General features: G+C 69.5%; 15 protein-coding genes. 5 read left to right on the top strand and 10 right to left on the bottom strand.

Going from position 1 to position 13,470, the window contains the following annotated elements; all coding sequences use genetic code 11:
* The first annotated feature begins 168 nt into the window (after positions 1-168).
* Both ACFXIV_RS02235 and ACFXIV_RS02240 read left to right on the top strand, forming a co-directional pair.
* On the top strand, positions 169-486 hold the full coding sequence (locus tag ACFXIV_RS02235) for a hypothetical protein (RefSeq protein WP_379395216.1): 318 nt from the start codon (positions 169-171) through the stop codon (positions 484-486).
* Between the two features lie 42 nt (positions 487-528).
* The gene (locus tag ACFXIV_RS02240) at positions 529-1,551 is read left to right on the top strand and encodes a DUF6745 domain-containing protein (RefSeq protein ID WP_379395214.1); all 1,023 of its coding nucleotides are present in this window, start codon (positions 529-531) and stop codon (positions 1,549-1,551) included.
* A gap of 36 nt (positions 1,552-1,587) precedes the next feature.
* Here ACFXIV_RS02240 and ACFXIV_RS02245 read toward each other — a convergent pair whose 3' ends face one another.
* The 9 genes from ACFXIV_RS02245 to ACFXIV_RS02285 form a co-directional block, all read right to left on the bottom strand.
* Entirely contained in the window at positions 1,588-3,174 is a 1,587-nt protein-coding gene (locus tag ACFXIV_RS02245) for a regulator (protein ID WP_379395212.1), read from the bottom strand.
* Positions 3,175-3,186: 12 nt separating this feature from the next.
* Entirely contained in the window at positions 3,187-3,885 is a 699-nt protein-coding gene (locus tag ACFXIV_RS02250) for a cysteine hydrolase family protein (protein WP_379395210.1), read from the bottom strand.
* On the bottom strand, positions 3,882-5,270 hold the full coding sequence (locus tag ACFXIV_RS02255) for an allophanate hydrolase (protein ID WP_379395208.1): 1,389 nt from the start codon (positions 5,268-5,270) through the stop codon (positions 3,882-3,884). Before ACFXIV_RS02255 ends, ACFXIV_RS02250 begins: the two co-directional genes overlap by 4 nt.
* A 56-nt stretch (positions 5,271-5,326) precedes the next feature.
* Positions 5,327-5,995 (bottom strand): GntR family transcriptional regulator, encoded by a 669-nt coding sequence (locus ACFXIV_RS02260; protein WP_379395206.1) that lies wholly within the window; start codon positions 5,993-5,995, stop codon positions 5,327-5,329.
* A gap of 97 nt (positions 5,996-6,092) precedes the next feature.
* Complete coding sequence (locus ACFXIV_RS02265; RefSeq protein ID WP_379395204.1) at positions 6,093-7,163, bottom strand: LLM class flavin-dependent oxidoreductase; 1,071 nt, start codon at positions 7,161-7,163, stop codon at positions 6,093-6,095.
* Entirely contained in the window at positions 7,163-7,678 is a 516-nt protein-coding gene (locus ACFXIV_RS02270; RefSeq protein ID WP_379395202.1) for an SRPBCC family protein, read from the bottom strand. The genes ACFXIV_RS02265 and ACFXIV_RS02270 overlap by 1 nt, the downstream gene beginning before the upstream one ends.
* Before the next feature lie 101 nt (positions 7,679-7,779).
* Positions 7,780-8,289, bottom strand: coding sequence for a winged helix-turn-helix transcriptional regulator (locus ACFXIV_RS02275; protein ID WP_379395200.1), 510 nt, complete (start codon positions 8,287-8,289; stop codon positions 7,780-7,782).
* Between the two features lie 60 nt (positions 8,290-8,349).
* Positions 8,350-9,081: a hypothetical protein gene (locus ACFXIV_RS02280; protein ID WP_379395198.1), complete on the bottom strand. Its 732-nt coding sequence runs from the start codon at positions 9,079-9,081 to the stop codon at positions 8,350-8,352.
* A gap of 61 nt (positions 9,082-9,142) precedes the next feature.
* Entirely contained in the window at positions 9,143-9,877 is a 735-nt protein-coding gene (locus ACFXIV_RS02285; RefSeq protein WP_379395196.1) for a maleylpyruvate isomerase family mycothiol-dependent enzyme, read from the bottom strand.
* A gap of 314 nt (positions 9,878-10,191) precedes the next feature.
* On the opposite strand from ACFXIV_RS02285, the gene ACFXIV_RS02290 reads away from it, so the two are divergent.
* On the top strand, positions 10,192-11,322 hold the full coding sequence (locus ACFXIV_RS02290) for an agmatine/peptidylarginine deiminase (RefSeq protein WP_379395194.1): 1,131 nt from the start codon (positions 10,192-10,194) through the stop codon (positions 11,320-11,322).
* Positions 11,323-11,426: 104 nt separating this feature from the next.
* The gene (locus ACFXIV_RS02295; protein ID WP_379395192.1) at positions 11,427-12,002 is read left to right on the top strand and encodes a TetR/AcrR family transcriptional regulator; all 576 of its coding nucleotides are present in this window, start codon (positions 11,427-11,429) and stop codon (positions 12,000-12,002) included.
* A gap of 48 nt (positions 12,003-12,050) precedes the next feature.
* On the opposite strand, the gene ACFXIV_RS02300 is transcribed toward ACFXIV_RS02295, so the two are convergent.
* Positions 12,051-12,866 (bottom strand): alpha/beta fold hydrolase, encoded by an 816-nt coding sequence (locus tag ACFXIV_RS02300; RefSeq protein WP_379395190.1) that lies wholly within the window; start codon positions 12,864-12,866, stop codon positions 12,051-12,053.
* 235 nt (positions 12,867-13,101) lie between these two features.
* On the opposite strand from ACFXIV_RS02300, the gene ACFXIV_RS02305 reads away from it, so the two are divergent.
* Positions 13,102-13,422, top strand: coding sequence for a metalloregulator ArsR/SmtB family transcription factor (locus tag ACFXIV_RS02305; RefSeq protein ID WP_364624478.1), 321 nt, complete (start codon positions 13,102-13,104; stop codon positions 13,420-13,422).
* The last annotated feature ends 48 nt before the right edge of the window (positions 13,423-13,470 follow it).

The raw sequence follows: 13,470 nt of genomic DNA on the forward strand, positions 1-13,470 counted from the left end.
GGTCACCGGCGCGGGGCGCGGCCGAGCGCCCTCGGCGCGCCGACCATTCGGCGACAGCGATGGAGCGATGGCGTGGGGTGTTCGATCGTGGCCGCGAATTGTCGTACCCCACCGCTAGTTTCGAGCGAGCCGGACGCACGGGGCGCCGGTGCTCACGGGGAGGACCTCATGTTCCGTCAAGGAGATGTGCTGATCATGCCGATCGCCGAGTCGGAGCTGCCGGCGCACGCGACCGAGGCGCCGCCCGAACCGCGGGATGCGCGCGGGCGCATGGTGCTCGCGCTGGGGGAGGTGACCGGGCATGCGCACGCGGTGGCGGCACCCGGGCAGCTACTGCGCTCCGGCGCCCACCTACTGATGTTCCTGCCCGAGGGTGGGCGCGTGGTGCACGAGGAACACGCGCCGATTCCCCTGCCCAAGGGCTGGTTCCGCGTCATCCGCCAGCGGGAGTACTTCCCCGGCGCAGTCCGCATCGTCGCCGACTGAGCCTGCCTGGTGCCGATCCGCCCGATAGCCAAGGAATCTCACATGCAGCTTCTCGATGAGTGGCGCGCGGTCGCAGCCGCCACCGGACCCGCTGATCGTTCCGCCGCCGAGGAGGCCGCCCGGCGTGCCTATGCCAGCGCCGGTCTGGCCGCCCCGACCCGATATGTCTGGGTGGCTTCACCTTTGGCTGCCGTCGCCGCCATCCGCGCACTGGACGACCCGGGCCGCAGCGTCCGCGACGAGGTGCGTACCCGGCCCTGGGCGGCTGAACGCGGCCGTGTGCACGACCAGCTCGGCCCCGCCGGCTGGTCGGAACTGTGGAACGCGACCGGCGCTCGCCTGTGGGACGCCACCCGCACCCTCACCGACCGCATCCGCCTCGGCGTCGTGGACGCCGCCGTCGCCGTCGATCCTGCCGACCGGAAGGCCCGTGCCAAGGCCGAGCGCGACATCCAGGCCATCTTCCTCGATGCCGTCCTCGGCCAGCACGACGCCGCCTGGCTGTCCGCCTTCCCCGACAGCGAACGCCTCGCCGGCCTGGCGGATGTCGCCCGCGCTGCGGGCTGGTGGTGGCCCTTCGAGCACGTCATCGTCTTCTGCGAGCGCCCCGACCGCCTGGAACGCGACGAGGCGGGCCGCCTGCACGCCCAGGACGGCCCCGCCCTGGTCTACCCCGACGGTTTCGCCCTGCACGCCTGGCGCGGAATGCCGGTCCCCGCTTCCCTTTTCGACGACCTGACCACCCTCACCGCCGCCCGCATCCGTACCGAGGAGAATGCCGAACTCCGCCGCGTCATGCTCGAATTCTTCGGCTACGATCGCTATCTCGCCGAATCCGGCGCCCAGCCGGTCCACCGCGACGAGACCGGCATCCTCTGGCGCATCCAACTCCCCGACGACGAGGACGTCGTCATGGTCGAGGTGGTCAACTCCACCCCCGAACCCGACGGCACCCATCGCACCTACTGGCTACGCGTCCCACCCGCCACCCGCACCGCCAAGGAGGGCGTCGCCTGGACCTTCACCCTCGACGCGGACGCCTACGCCCCCGTCCGCCAGACCTAGCCCGAGATCGCTGCGACCGATGACCGCTTGCTGGACCTAGTCCGAGATCGCGTCGGCCGCAGCTGCATCCGGGGTCGCGCGGGTGGTGCGCAGCATGGAACAAGCCAGGCACACCAGGCCGAAGAACAGATAGCCGAGGGCGACCTCCGGGGCGGCGGCCCAGCCGACCTCGGGCGCGTGGATCAGCCCGACGAAGCTGAGCCCAGCACCGGCCGCGCAGGCGAGAGCCGCTGCCCGGAACCGTTTGTCGAGGACGAAGGTGACCATGGCGCCGAGTACCAGTCCGGCCAGCACCGCGCCCTCGCCGAGCGTCTTCAGCCCGTCGTAGACCACCCCGGCCTGTCCCAGCGCACCCATGCCGACCTTGTCCGCGGTGGTGCCCGCCGCGCTGAGCGCATTGTCGATCTGGCCGACGCCCCACTCAGCCAGGTTCGGCAGCAGCGCGGCCACCACCGCCACCGCGTGTGGGCGCGGCACCGCCTGGAACGCCTGCGCCCCGATCAGCAGGCCGATGTACAGCAGGATCGGCACGATCGCCGGGATGGGCAGCAGTGTGGCGAGCACTCCGAAAAGCCCCAGCAGACACATCAATCCGATGATCGCGCCGCTGGCCAGCGAGTACCCGGTGCGCCCGCCGGCGTCCTTCCAACCGGGGTGGCCGATATAGACGGCGGGCGGGAACGGCGACCCGAATCCGGATCCGATGATCGCGCCGAACCCGTCGGCCAGCAGCACGCTGCGCAGGTTGTAGTTGTCGCCCGCCGCGGCGGCGCTCTCCACATTGCTCATGGCCTCGGTGAAGTTGTAGACGCCCAGCGGAATCGCGGTGGCCAGCAGCGGCGCCAGATGCGCGAGCCCGTCGAAGAGCAGGTGCAGCCGTAGATCCGGCAGTCCCAGCGCGATATCGTGGGCGGCCTTCGACACATCCGGCACCGACATGTAGCCGCCGATCCAGCCGATGGCCGTGCCCGTCAGCAGCGCCACCAGCCCGACCGGAACATTGCCCGGCAGCCGCACATCGGTGAAGAAGCCGATGAGAATGATGGCCAGCACCGGCAATCCGATCCAGGCGGCCTCCCACATCTGCGCGGCGGGCCGCATGGCGATGAAGGTGATGGAAATGCCGGCCAGGGTGCCCAGCATGGCCGCGCGCGGCGTGATGCGGCGGATGACGGGCCCGACGAACGCGCCGATCATCACGATCACGCCGATCATGAACGCCCAGGCCAAGCCTGCCGACCACGCCTTCATCGGGTCGCCGGTCTTCAGGTAGATCGGCAGCATGACCACGAACACGACGATGAACATGTGCGGCACGCTGGGCCCGTAGGGCAGCGCCGTGACCGTGGCGCGGCCCTCCCGGCGGGCCAGCCGCCGCGCCAGCATCAGGTAGTAGAGGTTGCCCAGCACCAGCGCGACGCCCAGGGCCGGCAGCACGGTCCCCAGCACATCGGCGCTCGGGATCTTCACCACCGCGACCGACAGGGTGGTGAGGGTCAGGACATTGACCAGGATATTGAACGACAGGCCGAAGAAGGCATTGGTGTCGCCGCGGGTCCACCACGGCAGCGACAGCGGTGCGGCCGAACCGGTTTCACCGGGCAGCTCGGTATCGACGGACATGGGAGTTCCTGTTCACTGGGCCGGGGCGGGGGAGACGGCGGAGGTGAGCGCGCCGAGGACGGCCGCGGAATCGGCGACCCAGCCGAAGATGCCGCCCTGCGCGGCGATCATGGCCAGGCCGACGCGCTGGAACTCCGGGAAATACGAACCGACGCAATCGGCGACGACCAGGCATTCGTAGCCGCGGTCATTGGCCTCGCGCACCGTGGTGTGCACACAGACCTCGGTGGTGACGCCGGTGACCAGCAGTGAGCGAATCCCCGTGCGGGCCAGCACATCCACCAGCTCGGTGGCGTAGAACGCACCCTTGCCGGGCTTGTCGATCACCACCTCGTCCTCGCGGGGCGCGAGTTCGTCGATGATGTCGTGGCCGTATTCGCCGCGGATCAGGATGCGCCCGAACCGGCCCGGGTCCCCGATGCGCTGGGCGGGGTTGCCCCGCGCCAGCTTCGCCGGCGGGCAGTCCGACAGGTCGGGCAGATGGCCTTCGCGGGTGTGGATGACGGGGAGCCCGGCGGCACGGGCGGCGGCCAGCAGCGCTGCCAGCGGCTCGATGACGGTACGCAGCAGCGCCACGTCATTGCCGAGGCTCTCGCCGAACCCGCCGGGTAGCAGGAAATCGCGCTGCATGTCGATGACGAGCAACGCCAGGGTGTTCGGGTCGAAGGTGAAATCCGCGGGTTGCGCCGGAATGCGGTGAACTGCCGTCATTGTCGTTCTTTCTGTGCGAGCCGGAATTCCGAATGCGCAACGGCCGGGCGCGGCTCGTCGAGGATGCGGGCGGCCGCCGCGAGCACGGTGTCGTCGGCCAGGGCCGGTCCGAAGACCATGACCGCCAGCGGGCGGCCGTCCGCGGTGGTGCCCACCGGTACCGAAATCGCGGTGAGATCCAGCAGATTCCCGAAATGCGTGTAGTGGCCCAGCACGGTGTTGGTGGCGATGGGATCGGCCTGCACCTGCGCCACGGTGAAGGTGGTGCCGATGGTGGGCACCACGACCACGTCGAATTCTGCCCACATCCGCGCGACCGCGGCCCGCAACTCCTGCAGGCGCTGCTGTGCGCGGAACACGTCGACCGCGGTGAATCCGAAACCGCCGGTGAGGATCTCGCGGATCACCGGCAGGATCGAGCCGGGTTGCGCGGCCAGGAAGGTCTCGAACTCCACCAGCCGCTCGGCCACCCACGGACCCTGGTACAGCAGTTCGCCCGCGGCCAGGAAGGGCTCCAGCGTGGTGGGTACACAGTCGAATCCGTGCCGTCCCAGCCGATCTCGCACGCCCAGATGGGCGGCTCGGAAGACCTCGTCGCCGAAGAATTCCAGTTCGGCCGCGTCGGGCAGGCCGACCCGCACCCGCCCGCCGGCGAAACGCGGCCCGCGCTCTCGGCTCCACGGATCGTCCGAATCCACGCCCGCGATCACCTCGAAGACCCGGTCCAGATCCTCCACCGTGGTCGCCATCAGGGACAGGCAGTCCAGCGATCGGCAGGCCGGCACCAGACCCACGGTGCTGATCAGCCCGCGCGAGGGCTTCCAGCCGAGGATCCCGTTGAGTGCGGCCGGCACCCGGCCCGATCCGGCCGTATCGGTGGCCACGCAGAACGGCACCTCGCCCAGTGCCACCGCGCGTGCCGACCCGGAACTGGAGCCGCCGCAGATCAATTCGCCGCCGTAGACGCTGCGCGGAATGGGGTAGGGCGTGCGGGTGCCGTTGAGCCCGGTCGCGAACTGGTCCAGGTTGGTCTTGCCGACGAACAGCGCGCCCGCGTCCAGCAGGCGCTGGACCGCGGGCGCGGTCTCGGTGGCCGTGTAGGCGAAATCGGGACAGGCGAGGGTGGTGGGCCACCCCGCCACGTCGATGGAGTCCTTCACCCCGAACGGCACGCCGTACAGCGGCAGGGTGCGCGCCCCCGGGCGGCGTTCGATCTCGGCGGCGGCGGCCAGCAGCTGCTCACGCGGCACCGGGGTGATCCAGGTGCCGTCCGTGCCGCGGGCGGCGATGGCGTCGGCGACCCGCGCGGCGGTGTGCGTCGGTGAGCCGCTGCCGCTCTCGTGTGAAGCCAGAATCTCCACGACCGTGGGACCGGTGGTGCTCATCTGTCGATTGTCGACAGAACGTGTGAAATCGGCGGTCCCGCAATGTATCCGCTGTGTTAGCGGATATCCAGGTCCAGATAGGCCAGCTCGCCGTGCCGCACCAGCGCGTCGCAGGCGACGGCGGCGTCGCCCGACTCCAGGGCGGCCAGCAGTTCGGCGTGGCGTCGAATGCCATTGCGGCGCTGCGCAATCCGCGCCTCGGTGCGCAGGTTGCGAGCCATCGGCAGCTGAAGTTTCAACAGGATCGGCTCATACGCCAGATCCAGTTGCCGGTTGCCCGCCAGCGCCACGATGGCGGCATGGAAGCGCCGATGGGCATTGTCGCGCTCGACCAGATCCCCGGCGGCGTCGGCCGCGCGCATCTCCTCGAGCGCCGCCCGTACCTCGCGTAGCGGATCACCCTCTGCCGCAAGCGGGAAAGCCTTCTCGATGGCGTGCCGCTCCAGCACCCGCCGCAACTCGAACAGCTGCAGGATGTCGGTCGCCGACCAGACCGCGACCCGGAACCCCCGGCGCGGCACATGCTCGATCAGCCCCTCCTGCGCCAGTAGCCGCAATGCCTCCCGCACCGGCGCGCGACTGGTCCCCAGCCGCGCGCACAGCGCCTCCTCGCCGATTCGCTCCCCGGGTTCGAACACCCCGCTGAGCACCTCGGCCCGCACCTGCCGGGTCGCCACCTCCACCAGACTCGGCGGCAATCCCGCCCCATTCGTCCCCGGCACCATGAATCGAGATTATGCTGTCCGGCCCGCGACAGCCCGCTCGCTGCGGTGATCGCGGAAAGGGCTGTGCCCTGGCCGAAACCGGGCCGGGCGGCCGAGGTCAGTCGGCGGGCGACGGTGAGCTGATCGGGGTGTGGTCGAGGTCGGCGATGAGGTCCAGGGCCTGGGCGAGGTTGGACAGCTTGGTGTCGAGGGTGTCGCCCGCGGGGTAGAGGCGGACGGTGTCGACGCCGACGTCGCTCCACGTCCGGAGCCGGCGTCGCACCATGTCCGGGGTGCCGATCAAGGTGGTGGCGAGGATCATGTCGTCGGTGACCAGCGCGGTTGCTCCCGCGCGGTCGCCGTCCTGCCAGCGCTGCCGGATCTCCCCGGTGACGTCGGACCAGCCCTGGCGGGCGTAGGCGGCGTTGTAGAAGTTGGTTTTCTCGCTGCCCATGCCGCCGATGCTGAAGGCCAGCTCCAGTTTTCGGCCGGCGATATGGCGGGTGACGGCTTCCTCGTCGTCGAAGAATGCGACCTCCGCGCCCTGGCAGACATCGATGTCGGCGCGGGTGCGGCCGGCGGCGGCGAGGCCGGCGTCGAGGTGGTCGAAGTAGGCGTGAGAGCCCTCGGGGACGAAACTGGTGCCCAGCCAGCCGTCGGCCACCCGGCCGGTGAGCTCGAGCATCCTGGGCGACATGCTGGCGATGTAGATCGGGATGCCGGTGTTGGCGGGGATCGACAGCCGCATCGGTTTGCTGTTGCCGTCCAAGGGGATTCGGATCGTGTCACCCTGGTAGGAGACCTTCTCACCGGCCGTGGCCTGCTTGATGACGTCGATGGTCTCGCGCATGCGGGTGAGGGCGCGGGCGAACGGGACGCCGTGCAGCCCTTCCATGACCTGCGGGCCGGAGGAGCCCAGGCCGAGCAGGAAGCGGCCCTGGGAGAGTTCGGCCAGGGTGAGCGCGGCCTGGGCGATGGCCACCGGTGACCGGGTGCCGACCTGGATGATGCCGGAGCCCAGCAGGATTCGATCGGTGCGGGCGGCGAGGTAACCGAGCACCGAGGGGGCGTCGGAGCCCCAGGCCTCGGCGACCCAGCAGATGTCCAGGCCCATGGTCTCGGCCTCGCGGACGAACTCGATGACCTGCCGGGAGTCGCGGGAGAGTTCGACGGTGGTGGCGGTACGCATCAGCGGGTCCCCTCCTCGGCGCGGCGCTTGATCTCGGCGACCACGGCGTGCATCGCGGCCTCGAATTCCCGCATGCGCACGAACACGATCTTCTCCTCTTTCTCGGGCATGGCCTCGATGGCGATGCTCAGCCCGGACCGGCCGGGGCCCATGCGGACCCACTGCCGCAGAGTCGTGCCGCCGTCCGCGGACTCGACGGTGAAACGCCATGTGGCCGAGGGGTTCTCGGGATCGCTGACCGCCCAGGTGAAGACGCGCGGCGGATCCCATTCCACGACATGGGAAGTCGTTGACCACTCACCCAGCGCCTCGTGCCGGCTGGTGCCCACGAAGGTGCTGCCCACGCCGGGCGGGGTGTCCGGCCGCACCCAGTGTGCCGATTGCAGTTCCGCGCTCATCTCCGGCATCAGCCCGATATCCGAGACGAGCGCCCACACCGCCTCGGGCGTCGCGTCGATCCAGATCTCGGCCTGCGCCGTCGGTCCATCGGCATACTTCGCGCCGGTCCACTCCATGCGTCACCTCGCTGTGAGAGCTACTACTGGCTCGATGGTTGCATAAATAGACGATGCAGGTCAACGCATGATTCCGGGATGTCATCCGGAATCCGGGACAGCTACTTGGTCTCCTGCCGGGCGAACCGCGCCTGGATATCGGGCCGCTCGCGCAGCCGCTCGGGATAGCCGGGTCCCATGCGCAGCCGCGACTCCTCGATCGGCACCGGTTGATCGCAGTGCTCGCACACCACCTTGAGCTGGGTGTCGTGCCCGCACGCGGTGTGGTTCAGGATCACCGGCGGCCCGTCCGCGTCGGCCAGCCAGCGGTCGCCCCACCGCGACATCACCAGCAGCACATCCCAGAAGTCGCGGCCCTTCTCGGTCAGCACGTACTCGTACCAGGTGGGTTCGGTGTGGTACGGCCGCTTTTCGAGCAGCCCCTCCTCGACCAGCCGCTTGAGCCGATCGCTGAGCGTATTGCGGGCGATTCCCAATTCCTGCTGGAACTCGTCGAATCGCCGCACTCCGTAGAAGGCTTCACGCAGCACCAGCGGCGTCCACCAGTCCCCGAGCAGATCCATGGTCCGGGCGACCGAGCAGGGCCACCGCGCGAACGACGTACGTTTCATCCCCCGAGGATACTGGTCTCACCATAGGACCATGTAGATGACAGCGATGCCCTCAGGCGGTCACAGCTGGCACGCCAGAGCGGCCGTGCCGGTGCCGTGCACGAATTCGCGATCGCCGTAACGCAGTTGGCCGTCGTCCCATGCGCCGCCGAGTCCGGTCACGAAATTCCGCACCAGATCCTGATCGGCGCGGTCGGCCACCAGCACCAGATCGCCCGATTCGGTGACCGATCCGCCACCGAGCCGGTCACGCACCTGCGGATCCGCGACCAGGGCATCGTGGAAGCGGGTGCGGTCGATGCCCGGGACGGTGACGGTGAAGCCATCGGCGCGGACGTCGTCGCCGGGCAGGTACTCGAAGGTCAGCACCGATTCCTGGTTGTAGCGCACCCGCAGGTCGTCGGCGACCCAGCACAGATTCTTGAAATCGGTACAGGCCAGCTGGAATTGGCGGGACCGTTCGTAGGTGACCGCCCCGGTGTCCGAGGACCAGAACACCCCGTCCAGCAGTTCCGAGCCGACGGGCAGCGCGAGTTCGGTGAGCGCGGTCGCGTCCACCTCCAGCTCGAACTGCGACAACCGGTCGCTCAGCCGGGGATCGGCCGGGTCGGTGATGGTGGCGGTGTTGGTGGTGGCGAACAGCTCGGAGGTGGGCTGGGTGGGATTCCCCGGAACGCACGACGCCGGTCCGTACGCCCGCGCGGGCGCCGCGGCCGGACCTGTCGCGACAGCCCCGGCGCCGGTGATCACGAGGACGGCGGCCAAGGTGGCGGTAATGCGAAGGGCGGTCATAGTTTTCGAGTCTGACCGGCGCCGGGGCCGGGCGGGAGCGGGATGACCGAATTCGGGGTGGTCAGATCCAGGTCGGGGCCGGCGGTACGGTGTCGGCGCCCGCGGCGGTGAGGCCCGTCGCGGCCGGCGGGATCCGGCCGCTGAGCCACCCGAGCAGGTCGGCCTGCGTGCCCGTGATGCCGATCGGCGACGCGTGCCCGTCCCCCTGCAGCTCCCGGCGGAAGTCGCTGTCGGTGGCTCGCAGCCGCAGGGCCGGGCCGTCGGGTGTCCGGCCGGAGAGCGCGTCGGCAATATCGTCGAGAATCCAGCGCGCCGCGGATTCGGGAATGTCGGAGAACGAATATCCGGCATTCAGGTCGGCGTGGTGAATCTCCAATTCCCGCAACCGCATCGGCACCAGCGTCTCCGGCGTCCGCAGTTCCCCGGTGCGCGGCCGGACGGTCCGCTCCCACGCCTCGGCCGGCAACAGCCGCACCGCGTCGGCGAATCGTTGCGCGCCGGCGGCCGCATCGGCCAGCTGTTCGGCCACCGGTCGCGCCGCGCCCGCCTCGATCTCGGCGGCCCGGGCCGCCATGCTCGCGTACTGCGGGGTCTCCACGCCGGTGCGCGCCCAGGTCAGCAGGCGCACCAGGCTGTCCCCGGCCCGGCAGACGTGCGCGATGACATGGCCCCGCGTCCACGGCGGGATCAGTGAGTCGCCGCCGATCCGGTCGTCGGTGAGCGTGTCGACCGTTGCGAGGAACCGCTGCGTGGACTCCTCGATCGGTTCCAGCCAGCCCGCGCCCTTGCCTGCCATTACCTGCGTCCTTCCTGTCGTCGATCGTCGTCAGGGCCACCCTAGGGCGGGTTCGGTGGCGGATGATGCTGGCGCGCAAAGATATACGGCTCTCGTCAAACGGCCCCGCCGATCCCGTGCCCGCGCGCCGGGCCCGCCCGTGCCGGGTGACCTGCGTCGCGTTCCTTGACTGAAAATTCAGTCAGGAATACAGTCCTTGGTGCCCGGCTCGGGGTCGTCGTGTGCGGACGGCCGTTCTACCAGCGGGTTCAGCGGATTCAGCGCGCCGGAGAGGGAAACGCCGCGCCGTGCCCCTCACACAAGGAGATTGCGAGATGCAACGACGCCGGTTCATGCGATCCGGGATCTTGACCATGGGCGGGCTGCTGCTCGCGGGCTGCGACGGGCCGATCTCGTCGTGGTTCAGCGGCGACACCTCGTCCTCCACGCCCAGCGACGGCCGCTCCTGGGTGATGCCCGACGAGGGCGCGCCCCACAAGCGCACCTGGATGGCCTTCGGCGCGAGCGAAGCCATCTGGGGTAGGCAGCTGCTGCCGCAGGTCCGCCAGAACCTGGCCACCATCGCCGCCACCATCTCCCGCTTCGAACCGGTGTCCATGCTGGTGCGCCAGGACGAACTCGACATGGCGCGAAATCTGCTGGGCGGCGCGAATGTCGAACTCATCGTCGCCGACCTCGACGACCTCTGGATGCGCGACACCGGCCCGGTGTTCGTGCGGGGCAACGGCACCAAGGCCGGCGTCGACTTCAACTTCAACGGCTGGGGCGGCAAACAGCAGCACCGCCGCGACGCCAAGGTCGCCACCGTGGTCGACGGCCGCGCCGGGGTGGAGACCGTGCACACCGATCTGGTGCTCGAGGGCGGCGGCCTCGAGGTCGACGGCGAGGGCACCGCGCTCATCACCGAATCCTGTGTGCTGAACAACAATCGGAATCCGGGCTGGAAGAAGTCCGACGTCGAGGCCGAGCTCCACCGTTTGCTCGGCCTCGAGAAGGTGATCTGGTTGCCGGGCATCGCCGGGCACGACATCACCGACGGCCACACCGATTTCTATGCCCGCTTCGCCCGCCCCGGCGTCGTGGTCGCGGGACTCGACAACAACGAGGAGTCCTTCGACTACGACGTGACCCGCCGTCACCTCGACATCCTGCACCATGCCACCGACGCGCAGGGCCGGCCGCTCGAGATCGAAACCCTCGAAGCGCCTTCGGAATTGCGCTACCGGGGCGCGGGCGACGACTTCGCCGCGGGGTACATCAACTTCTATGTCTGCAACGGCGGCGTCATCGCCCCCGAATTCGGTGACCCCGAGGCCGATTCGGCGGCGCAGTCCACCCTGCAGCGCCTGTTCCCGGATCGGACCGTGGTGCAGATCAATATCGACGCCATCGCCGCCGGTGGTGGTGGCATCCACTGCACCACTCAGCAGGAACCCGTCGACTGAAGCATCCGAGCTCCCGGTGCAGCCTGTAATTCGCCGGGGCGCGGCCGGTTCGGGGACGCCGCCCATTCCGGACCGGCCGCGCAATCGTTCTAGAGTGAGGAATCGTGTCGGACCGTCAGAGCCAGATCCTGGAAGCCGCCGTTCGAGTCATCGCGCAGGACGGAGTCCGCGGACTGCGGGTCGAGAAACTGGCCGCCGCCGCGGGCGTGTCCACCGCGCTGATCTACTACCACTTCAAGGACCGCGCCGGCATCCTGCGCGCCGCCCTCGAGCACATCAATCACCGGGCGGAGTCCTACACCGACCAGGCCTTCGCCGACCTCGTGGACCCGCGCGCGCAGGTCGAGCGCATGCTGCTGCTGGAACTGCAGGACACCGACGAGGTCCGCGAGAACAGCGTCGCCTGGGGTGAACTGCGCGCCAGCGCGGCCTTCGATCCCACACTGCGCGAACCGCTGCGGGCCAGCACCGAATCCTGGAACTCCGATGTGGAGACGCTCATCCTGCACGGTCAGGAAACCGGTTCCATCCCACTGGATCTCGACACCGCGGCCGTCGCGGAACGCCTCACCGCCCTGGTCGAGGGTCTGAGCGAGCGCTGGCACAGCGGCTCGCTCACCCTCGACCGGGCCCGCACCCTGCTGGCCGGCGCGATTGCCGCCGAGCTCGGTGCGCCCTAGCGCTGTCCGGTTCCTTCTCCCGGGGGCGGGGCCGGAATCTGCTGGGGCTCAGGCGTGCCCGTCGGTGAGGAAGTCGATGATGGTGCGGTTGACCTCCTCGGGGCGTTCCAGATACCCGTAGTGGCCGCACTTCTCGATCTCGACGAAGCGCGCGCCCGGAATCGCCGCGGCCACCTCCCGGCCGAAAGCCGGTGGCAGCATGCGATCGTCGGCGAATCCGACGACCAGGCTGGGGATGGTGATCCGGGCGTATTCGGAGAGCCGATTGCCCGAGCGGTCCATGCGCATCTGGGCCAGCACCCCCGGCGCGGGCTCCGTCGCGCTCGCCGAGTACTCGAAGATGTCGAGCCACTGCTGGGCCTGGTCGTCGGCCTCGAGCGTGTGCGGGGAGAGGTTCAGCATCGCCTTGATGGCCGCCGCGTATTCCGGCGGCAGTTTCACGCCCTGCTCGTGCAGGGCCTGCTCGCCGCGGCTCAACGTGCTCGTCAGCGGATGCGGCCGCCCGGCGGTGGCCAGCATGACCGCCTTGCGCACCAGCTCCGGCCGCGCCAGCGCGAGCTCCTGCGTCACGCGCGCACCCAGGGACGTGCCCACCACATGTGCTGGGCCGCCGAGGTGTTCGATGAGGGCCGCGGTGTCGGCGACCAGATCCTCGATGCGCATGCCGTGCGCGCTCTCCTCCGAGGGCGCGATGCCGCGATTGTCGAAGGTGGCGACCCGGAAGCCCGACTTCACCAGTGCCGGAACCTGATACGTGCGCCACACCCGGCCCGGGCTGCCGGTGCCCATGACCAGCACGACCAGCGGCCCGCTGCCGGTGACGTCGTAGTTGAGTCGGATGCCGTTCAGGGTGGCGAGGGGCACGGTTGGTCTTTCTGGTAGGCGGTCCGGCGAACGACCGAACGTACCATGCACGCGGAATCTCATCCCTTGGCAAAACGGTTCATCCCTGGCTGACACGCGCGGCTGCCGCACGCCCGTGCCACGCCGGGGCGCATGGGCCTTGATTGGCCTGGTTGCTAAACTCTGCAATTGCCGGGTGGGTCGTGTGCAGGGATGATCCGCCGCCAGTGGAAGGAGTGGCTCGCAGGTGCCAGGAATGCAACGGCCGCTCTATCAGATGAAGGCGGACTTCTTCAAAACGCTGGGCCATCCCGTGCGCATCCGAGTGCTCGAACTGCTCAGTCAGCGGGAGCACGCGGTCTCGGAGATGCTCACCGAAATCGGGGTGGAGGCCGCGAATCTGTCCCAGCAGCTGTCCATTCTGCGGCGGGCCGGTCTGGTCACCGCCCGCCGGGAGGGACTCTCGGTCACCTACGCGCTGACCTCGCCGCAGGTCGCCGAACTGCTCGCGGTGGCCCGCGCGATTCTCACCGGCGTGGTCTCCGGACAGGCCGAGGCGCTCGAACAGCCCGCGTAGCGGGTGTCCCGGCACCCGTCCGGCGGCCCCGCCCGCCTTTCTGCTTGC

Source organism: Nocardia sp. NPDC059236 (assembly GCF_042754085.1).
In the GTDB taxonomy this organism is placed as follows: Bacteria; Actinomycetota; Actinomycetes; order Mycobacteriales; family Mycobacteriaceae; genus Nocardia.

Coding starts and splice junctions, on each gene's coding strand:
- ACFXIV_RS02235 (WP_379395216.1), top strand. CDS start 169: ATGTTCCGTCAAGGAGATGTGCTGATCATGCCGATCGCCGAGTCGGAG.
- ACFXIV_RS02240 (WP_379395214.1), top strand. CDS start 529: ATGCAGCTTCTCGATGAGTGGCGCGCGGTCGCAGCCGCCACCGGACCC.
- ACFXIV_RS02245 (WP_379395212.1), bottom strand. CDS start 3,174: ATGTCCGTCGATACCGAGCTGCCCGGTGAAACCGGTTCGGCCGCACCG.
- ACFXIV_RS02250 (WP_379395210.1), bottom strand. CDS start 3,885: ATGACGGCAGTTCACCGCATTCCGGCGCAACCCGCGGATTTCACCTTC.
- ACFXIV_RS02255 (WP_379395208.1), bottom strand. CDS start 5,270: ATGAGCACCACCGGTCCCACGGTCGTGGAGATTCTGGCTTCACACGAG.
- ACFXIV_RS02260 (WP_379395206.1), bottom strand. CDS start 5,995: ATGGTGCCGGGGACGAATGGGGCGGGATTGCCGCCGAGTCTGGTGGAG.
- ACFXIV_RS02265 (WP_379395204.1), bottom strand. CDS start 7,163: ATGCGTACCGCCACCACCGTCGAACTCTCCCGCGACTCCCGGCAGGTC.
- ACFXIV_RS02270 (WP_379395202.1), bottom strand. CDS start 7,678: ATGGAGTGGACCGGCGCGAAGTATGCCGATGGACCGACGGCGCAGGCC.
- ACFXIV_RS02275 (WP_379395200.1), bottom strand. CDS start 8,289: ATGAAACGTACGTCGTTCGCGCGGTGGCCCTGCTCGGTCGCCCGGACC.
- ACFXIV_RS02280 (WP_379395198.1), bottom strand. CDS start 9,081: ATGACCGCCCTTCGCATTACCGCCACCTTGGCCGCCGTCCTCGTGATC.
- ACFXIV_RS02285 (WP_379395196.1), bottom strand. CDS start 9,877: ATGGCAGGCAAGGGCGCGGGCTGGCTGGAACCGATCGAGGAGTCCACG.
- ACFXIV_RS02290 (WP_379395194.1), top strand. CDS start 10,192: ATGCAACGACGCCGGTTCATGCGATCCGGGATCTTGACCATGGGCGGG.
- ACFXIV_RS02305 (WP_364624478.1), top strand. CDS start 13,102: ATGCAACGGCCGCTCTATCAGATGAAGGCGGACTTCTTCAAAACGCTG.